The sequence below is a fragment of the Enterococcus sp. AMC2644 genome, assembly GCF_058216475.1.
The window spans coordinates 2111128-2131035 of sequence record NZ_CM177095.1; the positions used below are offsets into that span (position 1 = coordinate 2111128).

The following is a 19908-nucleotide window of genomic DNA, read 5'->3' on the forward strand; positions in this document are numbered from 1 at the left end:
TATTATAATATAATTGGTTAACGAAAAGAAAGGAGTTTTTTATGCGTACAAAAGATATTTCGATGATTGCGATGACAATGGCAATTATTATTGTTTTAGGAATGATTCCACCGATTCCATTAGGTTTTATTCCAGTACCAATTGTCTTACAAAATTTAGGAATTATGTTAGCAGGAATTGTATTGGGAGCGAAAAGAGGCGGTTTAGCAGTCGCTTTGTTTTTAATCTTAGTGGCAGTAGGAATGCCATTTTTATCTGGTGGTTCAGGCGGTTTTTCAGTTTTTCTAGGACCAACAACAGGTTATTTGATTGGTTGGCTTATTTCAGCTATTTTAATTGGTTTGGGACAAGAAAAATTTACGACAACAAAAAATTGGGGAATTAAATTTTTAATTGTTGCACTACCAGGGGTCTTGCTAGTCGATTTGTTAGGATCAATTGGACTTTCAATCGTGACTGGTATGAATTTATCTGCTGCCATTATTTCTAATGCTGTTTTTATCCCGGGTGATATCTTAAAAGTAATTTTAGTCATCATCATAGCCGAGCGATTATTAAAAGTTGTTTATCGTAAGAACATGTAACTTATATTGAGTTAATGTATTCATCCAATAATATTGAAAAAGATTAAGGCTATAAATTCTGATTGGTCAGAGTTTATAGCCTTTTTGAATATTATATTTTCTTTACAGCGGAATGCTGTATCTTTAAAGAAAAGATTCCTAATAAGCAAATAATTAGTAATAATATACTCGTTTGCTCTATTGTTATTATTGAACTAAAGCTAATTAATAACATAGAGATAATACTAGGTAAAACAATAGATACAACACTTAAACTTCCCTGGACAGAGCCAATATTTTCGATAGGAATGACTTTAAATATATAACTTTGTAGACGTGGATTAAGAAAACCAAAGAAAAAATAAGAAATAGTAGTCCCTATGAAAAGAAAAATAAGAGATTGTGAAAAAAGTCCTGTAGAAAACAAGATAAACCCACTATAGCCAAAAAATTGAGCTTCTTTGAGGGAAATTCTTTGTAATTTTTGACTTAATAAACTTCCAGAAATACTACCAATAATTCCTGTAGTCTCTAAAAGAGTGAGAGTAAGTGGAAAACTAATAACTATCTGTTCTGAATAGATACTTAAAAACAGTGAAAATAAAGGTATAATTGACATTGAAATTCCATTCATAAATACAACGGATAGAAAAAGAAAATTCAAATTTTTATTTTGAAAAACCATTCGAATAGAAATGAATACATGCTGGATAATATTTTTTTCTGTATTCTGAGTAATTTTCATATGTTGATTTTCAATAGTAACAAAATTAGTTGATAACAACTTAATTCCTAAACTATAGCATAGAAATGTAGCTGAATTTAAGAATGCTAATATAGGAAAAGAAACAAAAGAGAGTAAAAGTGTTCCTAAATAATTAGCAAAAATATTTACTATCATTATCATAGATTGTTGAATCCCCATTGCAGCAGGAAAATCATCTTCCTTAACTAAAAACTTAGTAAAAGGCATCATAGTTAAACTAGAAAAGGAACCAAAGATATCTGAAAAAAAATTCAATATTCCAATTAACAAGATACCATAAATATTAGGTTGATAAATAATTGTTAAACCTATTAGAAGATATAAGATAAAACGCATAATACCTAAGTGAAAAACTCTTTGTATTTTATGAATACTTCTATCACCTATAGCTCCCAGTAAGGGCTGGAGAATTTTTGGAGCAGTTTCTGAAATAGTAATAATAAGAATACCAAAATGAGGCTGATCTAAAGTCGATACAAAACTTAAAATTGCTAGGTAGAACATGCCATCACCTAATAAAGAAATCCATCCTAGACTAGTCCATTTAAAATATAATGGGTATTTTTTGATTGTTTGCATGTGTAGGCTCCTTTTAATGCAGTTACACCACATGATTTATTTAATACATGTTTATCGTAAATGAAAAATGTAATAATGATTTAAAAAGTCCTCTATCGTATACCATTAAATCAATACAATTATTCTTGACTTCTATAAAAAATAGTGACAACTTAGTTAGTTAATAGAAGAAACATGCTGATAATAACCTAATTTACTATTGCCTATGGAAGGAGCAGTCGCATGAAATTTGGAACGACAATAAAAAAGATTCGCTTACAAAAAAGTATTCTATTAAAAGAGTGTTATGCAGGAATTGTGACGAAAAGTTTTGCTATTCGATTTGAAAAAGGAGAGGTTAACTTAAATATTGAGGATTTTTTGAGTATATTAGAAAATCTTTCTCTGACATTTGAAGAATTTTTCTTCATCTATCACGAATATGATAATTCATTTAGTGAAAGTGTGTTAAATAAAATGATTCATACTCACCTTGATGGACAAACTGCTTATAGAATTTATCGGAAATATTGTGATGATAAAGAGGTGGATAAGCAGTTTATTGCTAGTGCTGCTAATTTTTTCTTTAATCTTTCTAATCAAACATTAAAAAATTTCCCTTCTTCTCAAAAAAGAATACTTTGTTATTATTTTGAAAAAAATGAATCTTGGACACTAGATGAAGCTCGGCTATATCCATTATTTTCAATTTTATTTGACGCACCTTTAAAAATGTTATTAATGAATCGCTATGTAAAAATTATTAAAAGATATCAAAGTTACTCAAATATTAATTTTGAAAATGAATTAGCTTATGGGTATGTTAATTATATTGCTGCGAATTTACAAATTGGTGATTCTTCATCAGGATTTTATTTTCTGGAAGATTTTCGCCTGCATATGAAACAATATCCTTTATTGAAAGGTGACTTATGGTTGTGTATACAGTTGGATTTGTTTGATGCCATTTTAGCTACGATAAGTAATAGACCGAAAGAAGCGAAAGCGAAGTTACTTATTTTGAAAAAAAAGTGCGAAGTCATGGATTTACAGGATGTTGCTGATGAGTATTTTAGAAGATATAGGCAACTCGTTAATCGAGTTAACGAACAAGCTTAAAAAAACTATTGCCGATGAAATGGATAAAGTTTTCATCGGCAATAGTTTTTGTTTACTCATTTAAAAATATTTCAATCACAGGTACCAAAGCATCCGGGCGTTTGGTTGGTAGTTGCAAGACAATATCATTCGGTTCAATAATAGTTTCTGTGGTGGTAATGACTTCTTCGGGATCAAAACCACGGTAAAAGACTTCGGAACCATCATTTAGAAATTGCGCATAGCGAATTTTTCCTGCTAAATCTTTTAAATGAATATGGAAATAGGGCCAAGAAAAAATATGCAAGTAAAGGCGATTTCCATTTTGAGTATAGCGACAATCAACCGGTGGTACAAAGTCACTTGGGCCACATTGTTTAATGGAACGATTGTGAAGAGCAAACCATTCACTTAAATCAGAAAAGCGTTCTTTAGATTGTTTATCAATTAATCCGCGTCCGTTTGGTCCGGTATTCATTAGGAAGTTGCCGCCTTTTGCGACAGTATCAATTAGCATTTGTAAAATTTGTTCGGATGATTTCCACTGTTGATTGTCGCGGTCATACCCCCAAGTGCCATTCATTGTTTGACAAGCTTCCCATAAAACTGGCAGTCCATCTTTGTATAATGGTTTGTCTGGTTGATATTGTTCAGGTGTAGTAATCCCATGACCCAAATCAAAGCGGTCGTTAATTAACATTTCTGGTTGTAAGGTTCGACAAATTTTTTCTAAACGACGTGCATCCCAATCGTTTGCACCTTTGCCGACAGACCAACCCCAATCGCGATGTGCATAAGAAAAATCAAACCACATATAATCAATTTTGCCGTAGTCTGTCAATAATTCTGTTACTTGTGCTGCAAGAAAATCTTGGTATTTTTTTAAATCACGCTGAGAGTTGCTTGCTCGATAACTTTCATCTTCACGACAAGGATGAAGTCCATCAATAGGGAATTCAGGATGATACCAATCAATTAAAGAATGATATAAGCCGATTTTTAAGCCTGCTTGCCGAAATGCTGGTAACAACTCAGCCAGTAAATCGCGGCCAAAAGGGGTGTTGGTGATTTTATAATCGGATTCTTGGGTGTCCCAAAAAGCAAATCCTTCATGATGTTTCGTCGTAAATACGACGTACTCTGCACCGGTGGCTTTAATTTCTTGGGCCCATTGATTGGCATCGAACAAATCTGGATCAAAATGTTCAAAATATTTACGGTAATTTTCTGGTGTAATTTGTTCATTGGTCATGAACCATTCGTGACGTGCGCCAAGTGTGTATAAGCCAAAATGGATGAACGCACCAAAACGCGCCTTTGTAAACCACGTGGTGTCAGGATAACTTTCTGGCCAATTTGCATATTTTTTCATCATTCAAACTCCTTAAACAAAATGTGTATTCGTCATATTGGTTTCTTCAATTACCCATTTGCCATTTTCTTTAACAAATGTATGATGAGCTTCGGCAATATGATCGCGATATTTATTTTTTCCTTTATTAATGGTTTTTTGTTGGGTTTCTACCAACATCCGCTTTTCTTCTTGTTTTAAAACTTTAAAAGAAAGCAAGGTGTTTTCTAAATCATATTCATTAAAAAAAGCCTGCATTTCTTTTTTTGTATCTTCTCTTGCATCGGAGACAAGCGTTGTGACGTATAAGTTAACATCTTCGTCATTTGCGGCTTTTAAATTGGTTTCCAATGTTTCAAATGCTGCGACGGCATCGTCTTGATTTGTAATTTTTCCTTCAATTTTAACATCGGTATTAGTTGCCATAGAATCTGTGGATTTATTTGTCAGGACACTGACTAACACAACGATGACTAACAGACCAAGCATGCCTAAAAAGAGTTTATTTTTCATCGTTTTCCTCCTTAAACATCGGATAATTTACTAGGGCTAATGATACCATGATATAAATTACGACCAATAATTCCTTCTGGCATAGGATAAGGTCCATCAAATGGTAAACGTGTTTCTGATAATTCTTCAATAGGTTCATCTTTTTCAATCCAGCGAGTAATCCGCCAGTGACTAGTTTCTAAACGTGAAAGTATTCCTCCGTAGCGAATATCTAGTATCTCCCAGCCAAAAGGTTTATTATAAGTGAACCACAATTGACGATGGCGTTTACGCAATTTATCAATTAACAGCTGTAGTTGCTCAATTTGTGAAAGCAGCTGTTGTCCTGAAGTCTTATTTTGTGTTAGATAGGCTTCTTGAAGCTGATTGCCTAGAGCCGTTTTTTTAGCTAAGACTTCAGCAACTAATTGATAATAGACAAATAAGTCAACCGTCTTATCGGAAGTTTCACACTGTGCTAATGCCGTTGCTAGTTTTTGATAATGTTGGGTTAAAGGAAGAGCTTCAATTGTTTTATCATACAAACCCAGTAGAATGTCTTGATACAAAATTAATTTGCTAACTGCTGAACCATCTGGATTTTCTGGTGCAACACCTGGTGTTTGATCAAAGCAATCCAATAAGAGGAAACTATCCGCTGATTCGTGTTGTAATTCGTTAAAACGTCTAGCAACTAACTCGTCTGTTACAACCTCATTAAATTGATGTTCTGCGAATAACTGTAATCCATACAGGGCCGTATCTAAAGGTGTTTCGGCGCCATCATCCCCCCAAAGTGTGGCATAGATGGAAGAAATTTGTTGTTTTTTACAAGCAGATAATGCTGCATGTGTCGTTGCAATCGTTTTGCTATAGTTTGGTGCAATCCCATTCCATGTCCAAATACCACCAGCAAATACAATCGGCTTTCCTAACTCTTTATGCCCCGCTAATAATTGTAGGTATTCTGTTTCTTGATGATGATAATAGTCCCAATAGACCATTTTGACATCAGGGATATTGGTTACTACATCTTTGGGAATATCAAAATCAGGATCATAATAATCGCCTGTTTTTGAACCCAATCGAAAATACATGTCACTCCACATTTCGACTTCTAATCCTAATGAATCCGTAATTTCTAAAACTTTTGCTAAATGGCGATTCATTAATTCAAATCTATCTTGTAAGCCATGCTTTTGCAAAAACTGTCCTAGGCCTAGTTGATGGGCTTCGTCCATGCCGATATGAATTTTTTTTGTACGAAACGGCTGACTGACAGCTTGAATGGCTTTGGTTAAAAATTGATATGTTTTTGGTTCATCTACTAATAGAATATCTTCTGTGTCACGAAATTCGCGAGTAAAATTCCATTTCAACGGGTTTTTTAAATGAGCTAAAACTTGAATAGCTGGAATAACTTCAATCCCAAGAGCATAGCCATAATCATCGATTTCTTTCAACTCTGTTGCCGAATAGCGTCCGCGTAAATAACCAAAATAAGGATAATCTATAATTTCGTAGGTATCTTCCATATACAGCATGAATTGATTTAATCCAAGAATACTACATGTTTCTAAAAGTTCCTTTATTTTTTGGACAGTTGGTACGGCATTTCTGGAAGCGTCAACCATCGGACCAACTGCATCAAATTGAGGTTCTTCTTTAAAGGAAAAAGTTGGTTCTTCCCAATGACAAAATAACAAATTTAACCCTCTAAAAAGATGTGTAGGTTCAGAAAATGTGAGTGTAATTTTGTCTGCATGTTTTTCACACACAAGAGAACCCTTTCGTTGGATAAGATGAATCGGTGTTCCTGAATCATCAAGATGAAATTGTAATCTTTCTTGAAGAAGAAGTAATCCTTTTTCTACTGCAGAAACATCACCTGTAAAATATACCGCTTTCATTTTTTTGCTCCTTTCATATCTCTTTTATTAGTATAAACAATTATGTAAAAGTTTTCTATGGAATAAAAATTTTACATAGTGGAGTCAAATCTTACATATTAAAATGGTTATTTATAAAAGAAATCGATTACATTGGTTTCTACAAATAAATCCATGCAAGAGAGAAATAGCAAGAGTTATTCCTATAAAATTAGCTATTAAACATTGATGTATCAGCGTTTTGTTGTTGTGGTCAAAAACCACATATTGAGTACCATTGGTATTAAAGGTAATCTGAAAGCGCTTTCAGGCAACGTTTTTTGAAAAGGGGGAAAAAAGATGGAGTTAACTGGAAAGAAACCACAGCTAACTGCTAAACAGAAGAAAAGAGAATCAGCTAAGAAAAAACTTATTGCTAGTCGACAATTGTATTTGTTTATTTTACCAGCATTCTTAGTTATTTTCATTTTCTCTTATATTCCAATGTATGGTGTAATTATTGCATTTAAAGATTACGTTCCTACATTAGGAGTTTGGGGAAGTCCATGGGTAGGGATGAAACACTTTGAACGTTTCTTTAATTCTTATTATTTTTGGGACTTATTAAAAAACACTTTGGGTATCAGCGTTTATTCATTAGTTGTTGGATTCCCACTACCAATTATCTTAGCATTAGCTCTAAACGAAATTAAAGATGGACCATGGAAGAAGTTTTCGCAGACAGTAACGTATGCACCAAACTTTATTTCAGTCGTAGTAATGGTAGGGATGATTTTAGCATTCTTAAACCCATCTACTGGTTTGATTAACCACGCATTAGGATTCTTTGGACTTGAACCTATATCATTTATGGAAGATCCAAAATGGTTCAAAACGGTTTATGTATTATCCGGTGTTTGGCAAGGGACTGGTTGGGGCTCAGTTATCTATCTTGCTGCATTAGCAGGTGTAGATACACAACTGCATGAAGCGGCAATTGTTGATGGTGCCTCTCGTTTACAACGTATTTGGCATATTAACTTGCCAACAATTCGCCCAACGATGGTTATCTTGTTAATTATGAACGTTGGTTCTGTCATGAACTTAGGATATGAAAAAATTCTATTAATGCAAAATCCATTAAATATGGAATCTTCAAATGTAATTGCTACATTTGTTTATGAACAAGGTTTACTTGAAGCGCAATATAGTTATGCTGCGGCTGTAGGTCTATTCAACTCAGCAATTAATGCCATATTATTAATTGTTGTTAATAAAATTGCTGCTAAACTAGGCGATTCAAGTTTATTCTAGAAAGGGGATTTATATGGAAAATCGATTAGTCAAAGATACCAAAGCAGATAGAGTGTTTATGATATTTACCTATATTTTCGTCTTTCTTTCTGTAGCTATTGTCTTGTATCCATTAATTTATATTGTAAGTGCTTCATTTAGTGATCCCTTAACTGTAAATTCAGGTTCAATGTGGTTGTATCCAAAAGGCTTTACAATAGAAGGTTATAAAACAATTTTGGAAAACAATAGTATCTGGCGAGGCTATCTAAACACAATCTACTACACTGCTTTAGGAACATCGATCAATTTATTGTGTACACTGCCAGCAGCCTATGCATTATCTCGTCCAGATTTTTATGGTCATAAAACATTTACTACATTCTTATTGATTACCATGTTTGTTAGTGGTGGTTTAATTCCTTCTTATTTATTAATTAGAAACTTAAATATGTTAAATACAGTGTGGGCTTTGGTTTTACCAGGTGCCGTATCTGTCTATAACTTAATTGTTACGCGAACATTCTTCCAGACAACGATTCCACGTGAAATGGAAGAAGCTGCGATTATTGATGGCTGTAATGATTTTAAATTATTTATGAAAATCATTTTACCATTATCAACACCAATTATCGCAGTTATGGCTTTGTTTTATGGGGTTGGACATTGGAATAGTTTCTTCAGTGCGTTGATTTACTTATCTGATAAAACAATGTACCCATTACAAATGGTTTTACGTGAAATCTTAGTCTTACAAGATATGTCATCTAATAGTATTGGTAGTAATATGACAAGTGATATGGCGGAATTAATGTTTAGTAAGCAACAACTTGCAGCCGTTATCAAATATGGTGTCATGATTGTTTCAACACTACCAATTATCGTTGCATACCCATTCTTACAAAAATACTTTGTAAAGGGTATGATGGTTGGTTCAGTAAAAGGGTAGAGTTTTACGGCTATTGCCGATTAATAAAAAATCTTTTTAAAGGGGAGAAAGATATGAAAATGCACAAGTCTAAAGTTTTGTTTAGCTTACTAGCTTGCGGAGTATTATTAGCAGCTTGTGGTGGAAACAAAGACAATGCAAGTGACAAAGGAAGTGACGTCGAGTTAGGAACGGTAGGCGAATTTCCAGTTACAAAAGAAAAAATCAAGATGACTATGATGGGACCAGGTACTGGTCAAGCAGAGTGGAAAGACATGCCGGTTTTCCAAAAAATGGCTGAAATGTCTAACATCGAGTTTGAATTTACAACACCACCAATGGCTGATTTCAGTACTAAACTGAATTTAGCATTTGCAGGGGATGATTTACCAGACGTATTATTTGGTACAAGTGCTGATTCATTAACACCAGCGATGGAAATGGATTATGGTTCTCAAGGGATTTTAGTACCATTAGAAGATTTAATTGATGAAAATATGCCAAACTTAAAGAAAGTTATGGATGAAGACCCATCAATTCGTAAGTCAATTACAACACCAGATGGACATATTTATTCCTTACCAATGGTTCATCGTGGCGAAACAGCAATTTGGCCTCGTGGTCCAATGTGGTATCGTGGTGACTGGTTGAAAGCATTAAATGTTACAGAGTTGCCAAAAACCACTGATGAATTTTATGATTTATTAGTTCGTTTCCGTGATGAAGATCCAAATGGAAATGGTAAAAAAGATGAAATTCCATTGACTGACGTGAAGATGGATAGTACTCGTCCTTGGTTGATGGGGGCATTCGGTTTAACTGAACGTGGCATTGAAGAAATTGATGGTGAAGTAGTCTATACACCACTTACTGAGAATTACAAAGAATATTTAACTTTTATGAATAAATTGTATTCTGAAAAACTATTAGACCAAGAAGTATATGGCCAAGCTGATGAACAGAAAAAAGCGAAAGGTCAAAATAATCAAATTGGTTTATTCCCAGACTGGTTCTCTATTTTCACAACTGGTAAAAATGAAAAAGATGCCATTGATGATTTGATGTTCCAACCATTAACTTCTAGCGTATCACCAGAAGCAGTTGTTCCAGGAAGCACACGTATGGCTCGTGAAACATTTGCGATTACAAAAAATTGTCCATCACCAGAAGCAGCACTTCGTTGGGTTGACTACTTCTATGGTGAAGAAGGTTCTTACTTCTTGAGTAAAGGTCCTGAAGGTTCACTATGGGATTGGGCTGAAAATGATAAAGGCGAAAAAGTTCGTGTCTATGCAGAAGGAATTGATACTTCTAACACAGAGGAAGAACGTTCAATGATTACCCCTAACTACGGTATTACTGTACCAACTATGGGTTATCCAGAAACAGAAGATATGATGATTTTAACTGATCCAAATCAAGAACCAGATCGTACATTTATCGAATTTATTGATGCAGAAACACAAGCAAAAGTTACACCATTTGCAAAAGTTCCATATCCATTGTTATATCTAACAACGGAAGAAACTGAGAAAGTTCGCGATTCAGAAACAGATTTGAAAACGTATGTAGAACAAATGGAAGCGAAATTTATCACTGGCGTAGAACCTTTATCTAACTGGGATAAATACGTGAAAACTATCGAAAGTATGGGTGTTGAAGAATACGTTTCCGTATACCAAACAGCTTACGATCGCTGGGCAGAGTAACAATCTGTAAGAACAGTTGGTTTGAGCTCCTCAAACCAACTGTTTTTTGTTATTATTTCGTCATTTAAAAACTAAAAATCTCAATTTTATGGTAAGCTAATGGTAGAAAAACAAAGGGGGAAATAAGATGAAGGAAATGAGAGGGATTATCAAAGGAAGCTATGTTTTAGGGCAAAAAATTATTGATGGTCTTATTCTACAACTTTTATTCGTCATCTATACATTACGAGGAGCGATTATTTTAGGTTTCTTTCCGGCTCTAGCAGCTGTATTTCATGTCATTTATTTAGCGATTACCAAAAAAAGTGGGAAATTTAGACCAGCATTTGATGAATTCTACAAAGGAAATTTTAAAATAAGCAATCAATTAGGATACACTGCATTAGCAGCTTGTTTATTTTTATGGGTAGATTTACGAATTTCAGGTACCTATATCCAAGTGCCTCTTTTGCATTATGGCTTAATTTTGTTATTTGTTCTTTGCTTAGGTACTAGTTTGTTTTTATTTCCAGCACTGTGTCGATATTCGTTAAAATATCGAGAATACCTTCGCCAAGCAGCTATTTTATTTTTTAGCAATATAATTGAATCGATTGCGATTTTAATAGGTGTCTTTATTGTTGTTTGGCTATATGTTATTTTTCCAATTTTATTAGTCGTGGCTGGTGTACCATTATTAATTTTTCCAATTATATGGTTTGCTATGCAAGCAATGATTAAAACGGAACGAAAGGCTGAAGTCTCATGAAAATGATTCAGCGAGTATTAAAAAAAATCGCATTTACCAATAAGACCTTTTATCGCTACGTATTTTCTTATTTGCTGGTATTTTTGTTACCGTTTTCTATTGTATCAATCATCTGGTATAAAACATCGACGGATAGTATTAATCAGCAAATTAATTTATCGGCACAAAATCATTTGTTGCAAGTGAAATCAATCATGTCTGCTAATTTACGTCAATTGGATTATTTAACAGAGCAAATTAGCACTAACCCAGCATTAAGCGAAAAACAATTTTCCCATCCTTATTATGGATGGGAAGCCAGTCGTGAATTATTGCAAAATAAGGTTAATAGCAACATTATTGAAGAATTGTATTTATATTTTTATAATCAGCCAGATCAAGTTTATTCGTCTAATGGACGTTTAGATTTTCCGGCATTTATGCAGCAACGCTACGGCATTTTTGCTTTTGATGAACAGAAATTGAAAGAATCTTTAAATACGAAAGCACCGCTAATTGAAACAATTCCTTCTGGTCAAAAAAATGGGGTAGGTTTAATGACTTATATCGTCCCTTTGTCAGCAACAGATGGCTTACCTTCAGGAGTTGTGATGTATACCATGCGGATGGGAAATATTCAAACTTTCTTAGATAAGTCAGTTGATCGTGAAACAGGCAATGTCTTTGTAGTAGATGGTGAGAACCGTCTATTAGTGGCTGCCCATGATGATACTGTTCCGGAATTTATGAATCAGTCATCTGAAGTAGAAAAGTTATACCATCAGACCTCTCGAGAAACGAAAGAAGGCAGATTATTAGTCAATACCTCAGAAGACAAAGATTTTGGCATTCGCTATATTTCTTTAACAAATTCAGAACAAGCTTTAAGTGATGTACGAAAGATTCATTATCGCTTGATGGCAGTCGTATTACTGATTTTAGCTTTAGGCTTAGCTGTCGTTTTCCTAATCGGACGCCGACAATACAAACCGATTCATGAATTAGAAAAGTTAATGGAAAAACAATTAGGCGGGATTCATGAGGCGGAGGACTTAGATGACTTTGTCCGAATGGAACAACATGTAACGAGCTTTTTACAACAAAACCAAGAGCTTCATCAAGAAATTAGACGTCAAACGCCTCATGCCAGAGAGCAGGTATTACGAAAACTATTAATGGGGCGTTTCAAAGATGAAAAAGAGATTCAGTTACTATTAGAATCGGTTGAAATTAATCTCTACAAAGATAGTTACTTTGTTATGTTGATTGATACAAAGATGATCACCACTGAAACAAGTATTCAAAATCAAGAATTCCTAATGAGTTTTTTAGGCTCCATTTCAGGGAAAGGGTATCGTGCTTACGGTTCTGAATTACTTTCCAACCAAGCGATTGCCTTATTAGTCAGCATGGATGGTTCAGTCAGTCATTCAGAGCTTGTACGTGAAATTGTAGCTAAAATTATTTTAGAAAATACTGTCGCACCAACGATTGGTGTCGGTTCAATTGTGAGTGAACTAGCGACAATTAATCGATCATATATTGAAGGGCTAGCTGTTCTTGAATATCAGGCTGTTTCAGATAAATCAAATCAGGTTTTATTCTTTAAAGAAATTAAAAATGAAAAGAAAAACTCAGTCGTTTCCTACCCTGCTGATGAGCAATTGAAGTTGAGTCAGAGTTTGCAACAAGGGGACTTTGAGATTGCTTCTGAAACTATTGATATGATGGTGAAAAAAGGCTTGCAGGAACAGCGCACAGTCGCAGGAATGAAACTTTATAGTTATTATCTATTGAATAGTGTCGTGAAAGTAGGTGCAGAAGTGATTGGCGATTCCTTTTTCCAAGAAGCTGAAAAAGCGGTGGAATTTCGCAATTTATTAGAACTTCAAAATGAACTAATTAAAATGAGCGGAAAGATTTGTTTGGCTGTTCAACGTAATCCAAAAAATCAAGAGTCAAAATTACAAAAAGATATCTTTGTCTATCTGGATGCAAATTATGCTTCTCACGATTTTTCATTGGAGAGCATTGCAGAAGAATTTGATGTTTCTGTTTCTTATCTTAGCCGTTTTATCAAAAAAGAAAGTGGCATGACATTTTCAAAATATGTCCAAGAAAAACGCTTGGCTAAAATTAAAACAGAACTTCGAGAGACAGACAGACCTATTAAAGAAATTATTTCGAGCGCTGGATATTATGACGTTTCGAATTATACAAGAAAATTTAAACAAATTGTCGGAATGACACCAGGTCAATACCGTAATAAAAATCGTTAAGAAAGAGGGATAAATTGTGGTAAAAAGATTGATTAGTGCAACAGCATCAGAAATTCGAAAAATGAATCGTGAGGAAATGTTTGAATCGATTAAAGCTAGTGAAGGGCGTGTCATTGTAAGTGAGAACGTCTGTGTTTCTGCACCGGTCTCAGACAGTACAACAAATGCTGAATTAGCAGCGGCATTTGGAGCAGACATGCTGCTATTAAATCTTTTTGACTGTTTCAATCCAGTAGTGATTGGCTTACCAGGAATGGGGCTATCTGAAGCATTTGACATTTGGGAAAATCCAAATAAAAATACACGTAATCCAATTGAAGAATTGAAGAAACTAACTGGGCGTTTAATCGGAATAAATTTAGAACCAGTTGCTGAAGATCAAGCAACGATGGGTGAAAAAATCACCATTTCAAATGGACGCAAGAGTACGGCAGCAACTTTCCAAGCAGCGGAAAAATTGGGTGTGGATTACATTTGTTTAACTGGAAATCCAGGTACGGGTGTGACAAATGAGCAAATTGCTCAAGCAATTCGTATTGGAAAAGATAATTATAATGGTTTAATTATTGCTGGTAAAATGCACAGTGCGGGTGTGGATGAACCAATTATGACTCAAGCAGCGATTGAACAATTTGCAGATGCAGGTGCCGATATTCTCTTGTTACCAGCTGTCGGAACTGTTCCAGGATTTGATCAATATGAATTAAAAGAAGCAGTTAAAACAGCAAAAAGTTTAGGCATGTTAACCATGTCCGCTATTGGTACAAGTCAAGAAAGTGCCTCGCCTGAAACAATTCGTCAAATTGCTTTATGGAATAAAATGTGTGGTGTTGATATTCAACATATTGGCGATGCTGGTTATAGTGGCGTGGCGCCAGCTGAAAATATTTATCATATGTCAATTGCTATTCGCGGAATGAAACATACCATGCAAATCATGGCACGTTCAATTAATCGTTAAGGAGAGTTGTCATGTTACGATGTCGACCGGATGGGCGCTTTATTATCGCTCACTTTACAGATTTGCATGTTGGTTATCCTAACAACGAAGCAGATGAACGAACTCTCCAAGAATTAAGTGATTGTCTCCAAACACTGGATGCTGATTTATTAATGTTCACAGGCGATCAAATTTGGTGTTATGGAGAGAACAATCCTTATCAAGGATTTCAGCAAGTCATTGATTGCATTAATACTAGTGAAATTCCCGTGGTAGTGACTTATGGGAACCATGATTCAGAACACGGAAAAATTACCCGTGAAGAGTTGCGAAAAATGGAACAAGGATTAAAAAATCGAGTTTTCGGTGAGCAATGTATTGTGACTAAAGAACGTTTATCTGAGCTGTTTGATATTTATGATGTTACCGGTCAAAAAGTAGTGAAACAATTCGCTGTTTTTGATTCTGGTGACTATGTTTCAGAAAGAATAGCAAAAAAATTAGCTGATAAACCGACGGATAATTGTTATGCCTATCTTTATCCTGAACAAGTTCGTTGGTTTGAACATTATCAAAAGCCGGTAGAAACAGTGGTTTTCTTACACATTCCACTGGTAGAATATCAGCAAGCAAAATCGTTCATTCAGACAGGTCAATGTCTAGAGGCCATTTGTAGCTCGGAAATTAATACGGGTTTGTTTGCGACATTAGTTGAACATGAACAAGCAGTTAATGTCTTTTGTGGACATGACCACGACAATGATTTTACAGCCGAGTGGTTGGGCGTTGGCTTACATTATGGTCGAATTAGTGGCTACAATGTTTATGGACAGTTTGCTAGAGGGTATCGTCAAATTGTTTTACATGCGCAACAAGCATTAACAACGACAATTATTTCGTATGACAAACACAAGGAAGGTAAATCATGGCAAAAATTAGACAAGATATTGAAGAAAATTTAACGACTGATTATCAAGCTTATGACGAGCTCCCCGCAAATATTCAAGAAAAATTATCGTGGTTTAAAGATCAAAAAATTGGTGTGATTTTTCATTGGGGATTATACGCAGTAGCAGGAATTGTTGAATCTTGGCAAATGTCTGAAGAAGACGATTGGGCTAGAAAAAAACCTTGGCGTAATGATATTGATGAATTACGTAATGATTATTGGGGGCTAAACCACTCGTTTAATCCTTATAATTTTAATCCAACTGCTTGGGCTCAAGCGTGTAAAAATGCCGGTTTTCGCTATATGCTTTTTACAACAAAGCACCATGATGGGTTTAATATGTATGATACGGCTTACAGTGAATATAAAGTAACGCAGTCTCCTTGTCCTTTCGCTGAAGACCAGCAATCCGATATTTTTGGGGCTGTTGCAGAAGCCTTTCGTCAAGAAGGGTTAAGTGTAGGTGCGTATTATTCAAAACCAGATTGGCATTCTCCATTATATTGGGTACCAGGAGAAAAACCAAAAGGCCGATATGCTAGTTATGATCCACATGAGTTTCCTGAACGTTGGGCACAATACGACCAATTTGTGCATGATCAGTTAGTCGAAATTACAACCAATTATGGCGATTTAGACATTCTTTGGTTAGATGGTGGTTGGGTTAACAGTCGTCATGAACAATTGGATATGGAGCGAATTGCTCAAGACGTTCGTGCTCAACAGCCTGATTTACTAATTGTTGATCGTAGTATTGGTGGTAAATATGAAAACTATGTGACACCTGAACGAAAAATCCCAGAGGTTCCTCCAACTAAAGCCTGGGAAAGTAATATTCCATTGGCGAAAAACTGGGGATTTTGTCCGAACGATACCTACAAATCATTTGAAGAAATTCTAACAAGTGTCGTTCAAGTAGTGGCAATGGGAGGCAATATTATTTTAGGTGTAGGTCCTAAACCAGATGGAACATTGCCTAAAGAAGCCTTAGCCATTTTAGAGCCATTAGGGGAATGGTTAGCGCAATTTGGTGAAGGGATCTATGAAACCCGACCAGCATCTTACAAAGTACCAAAAGGCTGGTCATTGACACAAAAAGGTTCGACGATTTATGCGTTTGGTGAAAAAAATGCCCCAAACATATCGTGTGAGTTATTTGAAAAATGCCAAAAAGTGACCTTGCTAAATACCGCTGAAGTCATTGAATCGGGTGAACTAACGGCAGGCGATGCACTTTATCAAGTCTATAAAATAGAATGTGAATAAATAAAAACACAGTACAATGAAAACAAAACAGCCACAGACAAACAAAAAAGTCTGAACGACATGTTCTGGTTAACATTATTTTGGGTACAATCCTTCTGGTCTTTGCTTATGCTAAAAGGATAACGCCTTATGTAATTATGACAGAGCTCGTGACGATTCTGTTATTGCTTGTTTGTTGGCTGTTTTTAGGTAAAAAAACAATTATGAGTAGTCTTTCGTCCTAGCCATCAGTTGATTATTTTAGTTTGTCTATTACAGCGATTAGCACGCTTTTTATAGAAAGAAACTATGTAACTATTGCGTGATTAGGTCAGCGAAAAATTCACATATTGTTTTGTATTCGTTTTCTTAGTAGAGTGAAGAAAAGAGTTTGAGGAGGAAAAACAATGATTACATTTCCAAAAGATTTTTTATGGGGGGCTGCAACTTCTGCCCCACAAACAGAGGGCGCCGCATTAATTGATGGCAAGAGTCCTTCTACTTGGGACAAATGGTTTGAAATGGAACCAGAGCTATTTTTCGATGGAGTGGGTCCTGACGACACATCCAATGTTTATTTTCAATATAAAGAAGACGTAGCGTTAATGAAAAAAATGTCGATGAATTCGTATCGAACATCGATTGCTTGGACACGCTTGTTACCTGATGGGAAAACACTGAATCCGAAAGCGGTAGCATTTTATCGCGCTTATTTTGAAGAAATGATTAAAAATGATGTAGAACCCATTATCAATCTCTTCCATTTTGATATGCCTTGGTGGTTAATGGAAAAAGGTGGTTGGGAAGCGCGAGAATCAGTGGATCATTTTGCTTTCTATGCAAAAACTGCTTTTGAACAGTTTGGGGATATCGTAAAAAAATGGGCGACTTTTAATGAACCTTTAGTACACATTGAGTGTGGCTATTTGGGTGATGCGCATTATCCGAAAGTCCATGATTTTAAACGAGCTGTTCAAGTTGGGTATCATACATTGTTAGCCCATGCGGCAGCTGTCAAAGCATATAAAGAATCTTCACAAAATGATGGTGAAATTGGTATTATTTTAAATCTTTCACCAGTCTATGCTAAAAGTGAAGCTCCGGCTGATCAAGAGGCAAGACACAAAGCAGATTTAATTTATATTCGCAGTTTTGTGGATACTGTTGTGAACGGCTATTTCCCAGAAGAATTGATTGCTATTTTAGATGAAAACCAGCTATTACCGGAGACAAAAGCAGGTGATCGAACAATTTTTGAAGAAAATACTGTTGATTTTTTAGGTGTAAATTACTATCAACCATTGCGAGTACAAGCAGTGGAAAATCCACATTTTCCTGCGCAGTCCCCTGGTGATTTTGCTCGTTATTACAACTGGCCAGAAAAAAGAATCAATCCACATCGCGGTTGGGAAATTTACCCAGAAGGAATGTATGATATTGCGATGCGTTTAAAAAATGATTATAGCAATATTCCTTGGTACGTTTCTGAAAATGGTATGGGCGTCGAGGGTGAAGAGCAATTTTTAGATGAGCAAGGTGTTATTCAGGATGACTACCGTATTGAATTTCTAGAAGATCATTTATCAATGTTGGCAAAAGCCATGGATGAAGGTAGTCAATGTTTTGGTTATCATATGTGGACGTTTGTTGATTGCTGGTCATGGTTGAATGCTTACAAAAATCGCTATGGTTTCTACCGCTTAAACCGTGACCAAAATTATGCTCGCTCAGACAAGGCAAGTAGTTATTGGATGAAACAAGTAATTGAGCAATCAGGATTTAACGCTGGAGGTAGTCAATGAGTTATACAATTTCTGTTGCAGAAGTAAGCAGCTTAAAAATCGCACGACGTTTAAAAAGAGTCGTCGAGCGTTTATTTAAACAATCTGTAAGTATCACACAACATGAAGTGGGTGATTTGCATCTTGTTCAACAAGAAGCTACATCTGTGATTTATAAAGATCGAGGGATTAAAGTAGTTGCTGATAAAAATGAATTATTGGCAGTTGCCATTCATGCGCTCATTCGTGATTTTTTAGGTGAATTATCTTTAGGAGAAACGGTAGTGACCTATCAGCAGGAACAACGAATTCTAATGATTGATATGGCACGTAAATATTTTTCTAAAGAAATTTTATTGCAATTCATTGATAGTATGGCTTTAGCACAATTTAATTATCTGCAATTGCATTTTTCGGAGAATGAAGGATTCCGGATTGAATCAGAAGTAGCGCCTGAAATAGTTTCCGATGAATATCTAACCAAAAATGAGATTCGTGAAATTATTTTATACGCTAAACAAGCAGGAATTGAAATTATTCCAGACTTTGATAGCCCGGGGCATTTAAAGCAAATTTTACGAACGCATCCAGAATGGCAACTACAAAAGAAACAGGAAGATGGCACACTAGAACGCGATCCAGCAGCTTTAAATATTTGTGATCCGGAGGCAATTTCATTTATTCTATCAATTTATCAAGAATATGCAGAATTATTTACGGATAGTACGTATTTTCATATTGGGGGCGATGAGTTTGTTGATTTCGATCAAATTGAAGCCTATCCTGAATTACGAGCTTATGCAAAAGCAACATACGGAGCAGCTGCAGAGGGCATTGATACGTTTGTGGCTTATGTTAATCAAGTTATTGAACAAGTCAGTCAATGGGGATTTGTTCCTCGGATTTGGAACGATGGCTTTTTCCGACTAAATCGTAGCGAACAGGTAAAGTTGGCAACTAATGTTGAAATTACCTATTGGACTAAATGGAATCAAAATATGGCCCCAGTTGCAACTTTCTTAGAGAAAGACTATACAATTATTAATTTTAATGATAATTATTTCTATTATGTTTTAGGTGAAAATGCCGGTTATTCTTATCCAACTTACGACAAGATTTTAAATGACTGGACACCCGAAATGTATCCACAGCAACAAGTAATTGAACAGCTTACACCTCAATTACCTGGTGTGGCACTTGCTATCTGGTCTGATCGTCCAGAAGCACAAGATACACAAGTAGTTTGGGAAAACATGTCGTACTTATTATTGGCAACAATGCAAAAATTGACGACAGTCTTTGCAGACAAAAAACAAATCGAAACAATTATTAAAGCATACTTTCATTAAGGAGGAGTTCTT

General features: G+C 35.3%; 16 protein-coding genes. 12 read left to right on the top strand and 4 right to left on the bottom strand.

Translation table 11 applies throughout. The features are described from left to right. The first annotated feature begins 41 nt into the window (after positions 1-41). Entirely contained in the window at positions 42-584 is a 543-nt protein-coding gene (locus AC4BC5_RS10190; protein WP_490495288.1) for a biotin transporter BioY, read from the top strand. 91 nt (positions 585-675) lie between these two features. On the opposite strand, the gene AC4BC5_RS10195 is transcribed toward AC4BC5_RS10190, so the two are convergent. Next, on the bottom strand, positions 676-1908 hold the full coding sequence (locus tag AC4BC5_RS10195) for an MFS transporter (protein WP_490495289.1): 1233 nt from the start codon (positions 1906-1908) through the stop codon (positions 676-678). A gap of 222 nt (positions 1909-2130) precedes the next feature. On the opposite strand from AC4BC5_RS10195, the gene AC4BC5_RS10200 reads away from it, so the two are divergent. Continuing rightward, complete coding sequence (locus tag AC4BC5_RS10200) at positions 2131-3006, top strand: hypothetical protein (RefSeq protein WP_490495290.1); 876 nt, start codon at positions 2131-2133, stop codon at positions 3004-3006. Between the two features lie 52 nt (positions 3007-3058). On the opposite strand, the gene AC4BC5_RS10205 is transcribed toward AC4BC5_RS10200, so the two are convergent. Genes AC4BC5_RS10205 through AC4BC5_RS10215 form a run of 3 tightly spaced genes read right to left on the bottom strand, consistent with a single transcriptional unit; the run spans position 3059 to position 6738 of the window. Next, on the bottom strand, positions 3059-4357 hold the full coding sequence (locus tag AC4BC5_RS10205) for an alpha-L-fucosidase (protein ID WP_490497538.1): 1299 nt from the start codon (positions 4355-4357) through the stop codon (positions 3059-3061). A gap of 12 nt (positions 4358-4369) precedes the next feature. Beyond that, positions 4370-4849, bottom strand: a complete 480-nt coding sequence (locus AC4BC5_RS10210) for a hypothetical protein (protein ID WP_490495291.1) — start codon at positions 4847-4849, stop codon at positions 4370-4372. A gap of 11 nt (positions 4850-4860) precedes the next feature. Further along, entirely contained in the window at positions 4861-6738 is a 1878-nt protein-coding gene (locus tag AC4BC5_RS10215) for a beta-N-acetylhexosaminidase (RefSeq protein ID WP_490495292.1), read from the bottom strand. Positions 6739-7056: 318 nt separating this feature from the next. Here AC4BC5_RS10215 and AC4BC5_RS10220 point away from each other — a divergent pair, with 318 nt between their 5' ends. The 10 genes from AC4BC5_RS10220 to AC4BC5_RS10265 all read left to right on the top strand — a co-directional run bounded on the left by AC4BC5_RS10220 (position 7057) and on the right by AC4BC5_RS10265 (position 19896). Further along, positions 7057-8010, top strand: a complete 954-nt coding sequence (locus AC4BC5_RS10220; RefSeq protein WP_490495293.1) for an ABC transporter permease — start codon at positions 7057-7059, stop codon at positions 8008-8010. A 13-nt stretch (positions 8011-8023) separates the two neighbouring features. Continuing rightward, a complete protein-coding gene (locus AC4BC5_RS10225) occupies positions 8024-8938 on the top strand; it encodes a carbohydrate ABC transporter permease (RefSeq protein ID WP_490495294.1) in 915 nt (304 codons plus the stop codon). A 53-nt stretch (positions 8939-8991) separates the two neighbouring features. After that, positions 8992-10626, top strand: coding sequence for an extracellular solute-binding protein (locus AC4BC5_RS10230; RefSeq protein WP_490495295.1), 1635 nt, complete (start codon positions 8992-8994; stop codon positions 10624-10626). Between the two features lie 127 nt (positions 10627-10753). Next, entirely contained in the window at positions 10754-11374 is a 621-nt protein-coding gene (locus tag AC4BC5_RS10235; protein WP_490495296.1) for a YesL family protein, read from the top strand. Beyond that, positions 11371-13632, top strand: a complete 2262-nt coding sequence (locus AC4BC5_RS10240; RefSeq protein ID WP_490495297.1) for a helix-turn-helix domain-containing protein — start codon at positions 11371-11373, stop codon at positions 13630-13632. The genes AC4BC5_RS10235 and AC4BC5_RS10240 overlap by 4 nt, the downstream gene beginning before the upstream one ends. Before the next feature lie 16 nt (positions 13633-13648). Then, positions 13649-14593, top strand: coding sequence for a DUF7916 family protein (locus tag AC4BC5_RS10245; RefSeq protein ID WP_490495298.1), 945 nt, complete (start codon positions 13649-13651; stop codon positions 14591-14593). Positions 14594-14604: 11 nt separating this feature from the next. After that, the gene (locus tag AC4BC5_RS10250) at positions 14605-15534 is read left to right on the top strand and encodes a metallophosphoesterase (protein WP_490495299.1); all 930 of its coding nucleotides are present in this window, start codon (positions 14605-14607) and stop codon (positions 15532-15534) included. Continuing rightward, the gene (locus AC4BC5_RS10255; RefSeq protein ID WP_490495300.1) at positions 15498-16787 is read left to right on the top strand and encodes an alpha-L-fucosidase; all 1290 of its coding nucleotides are present in this window, start codon (positions 15498-15500) and stop codon (positions 16785-16787) included. Before AC4BC5_RS10250 ends, AC4BC5_RS10255 begins: the two co-directional genes overlap by 37 nt. A gap of 386 nt (positions 16788-17173) precedes the next feature. Next, positions 17174-18568, top strand: a complete 1395-nt coding sequence (locus AC4BC5_RS10260; RefSeq protein WP_490495301.1) for a glycoside hydrolase family 1 protein — start codon at positions 17174-17176, stop codon at positions 18566-18568. Next, positions 18565-19896, top strand: a complete 1332-nt coding sequence (locus tag AC4BC5_RS10265) for a beta-N-acetylhexosaminidase (RefSeq protein WP_490495302.1) — start codon at positions 18565-18567, stop codon at positions 19894-19896. Before AC4BC5_RS10260 ends, AC4BC5_RS10265 begins: the two co-directional genes overlap by 4 nt. The last annotated feature ends 12 nt before the right edge of the window (positions 19897-19908 follow it).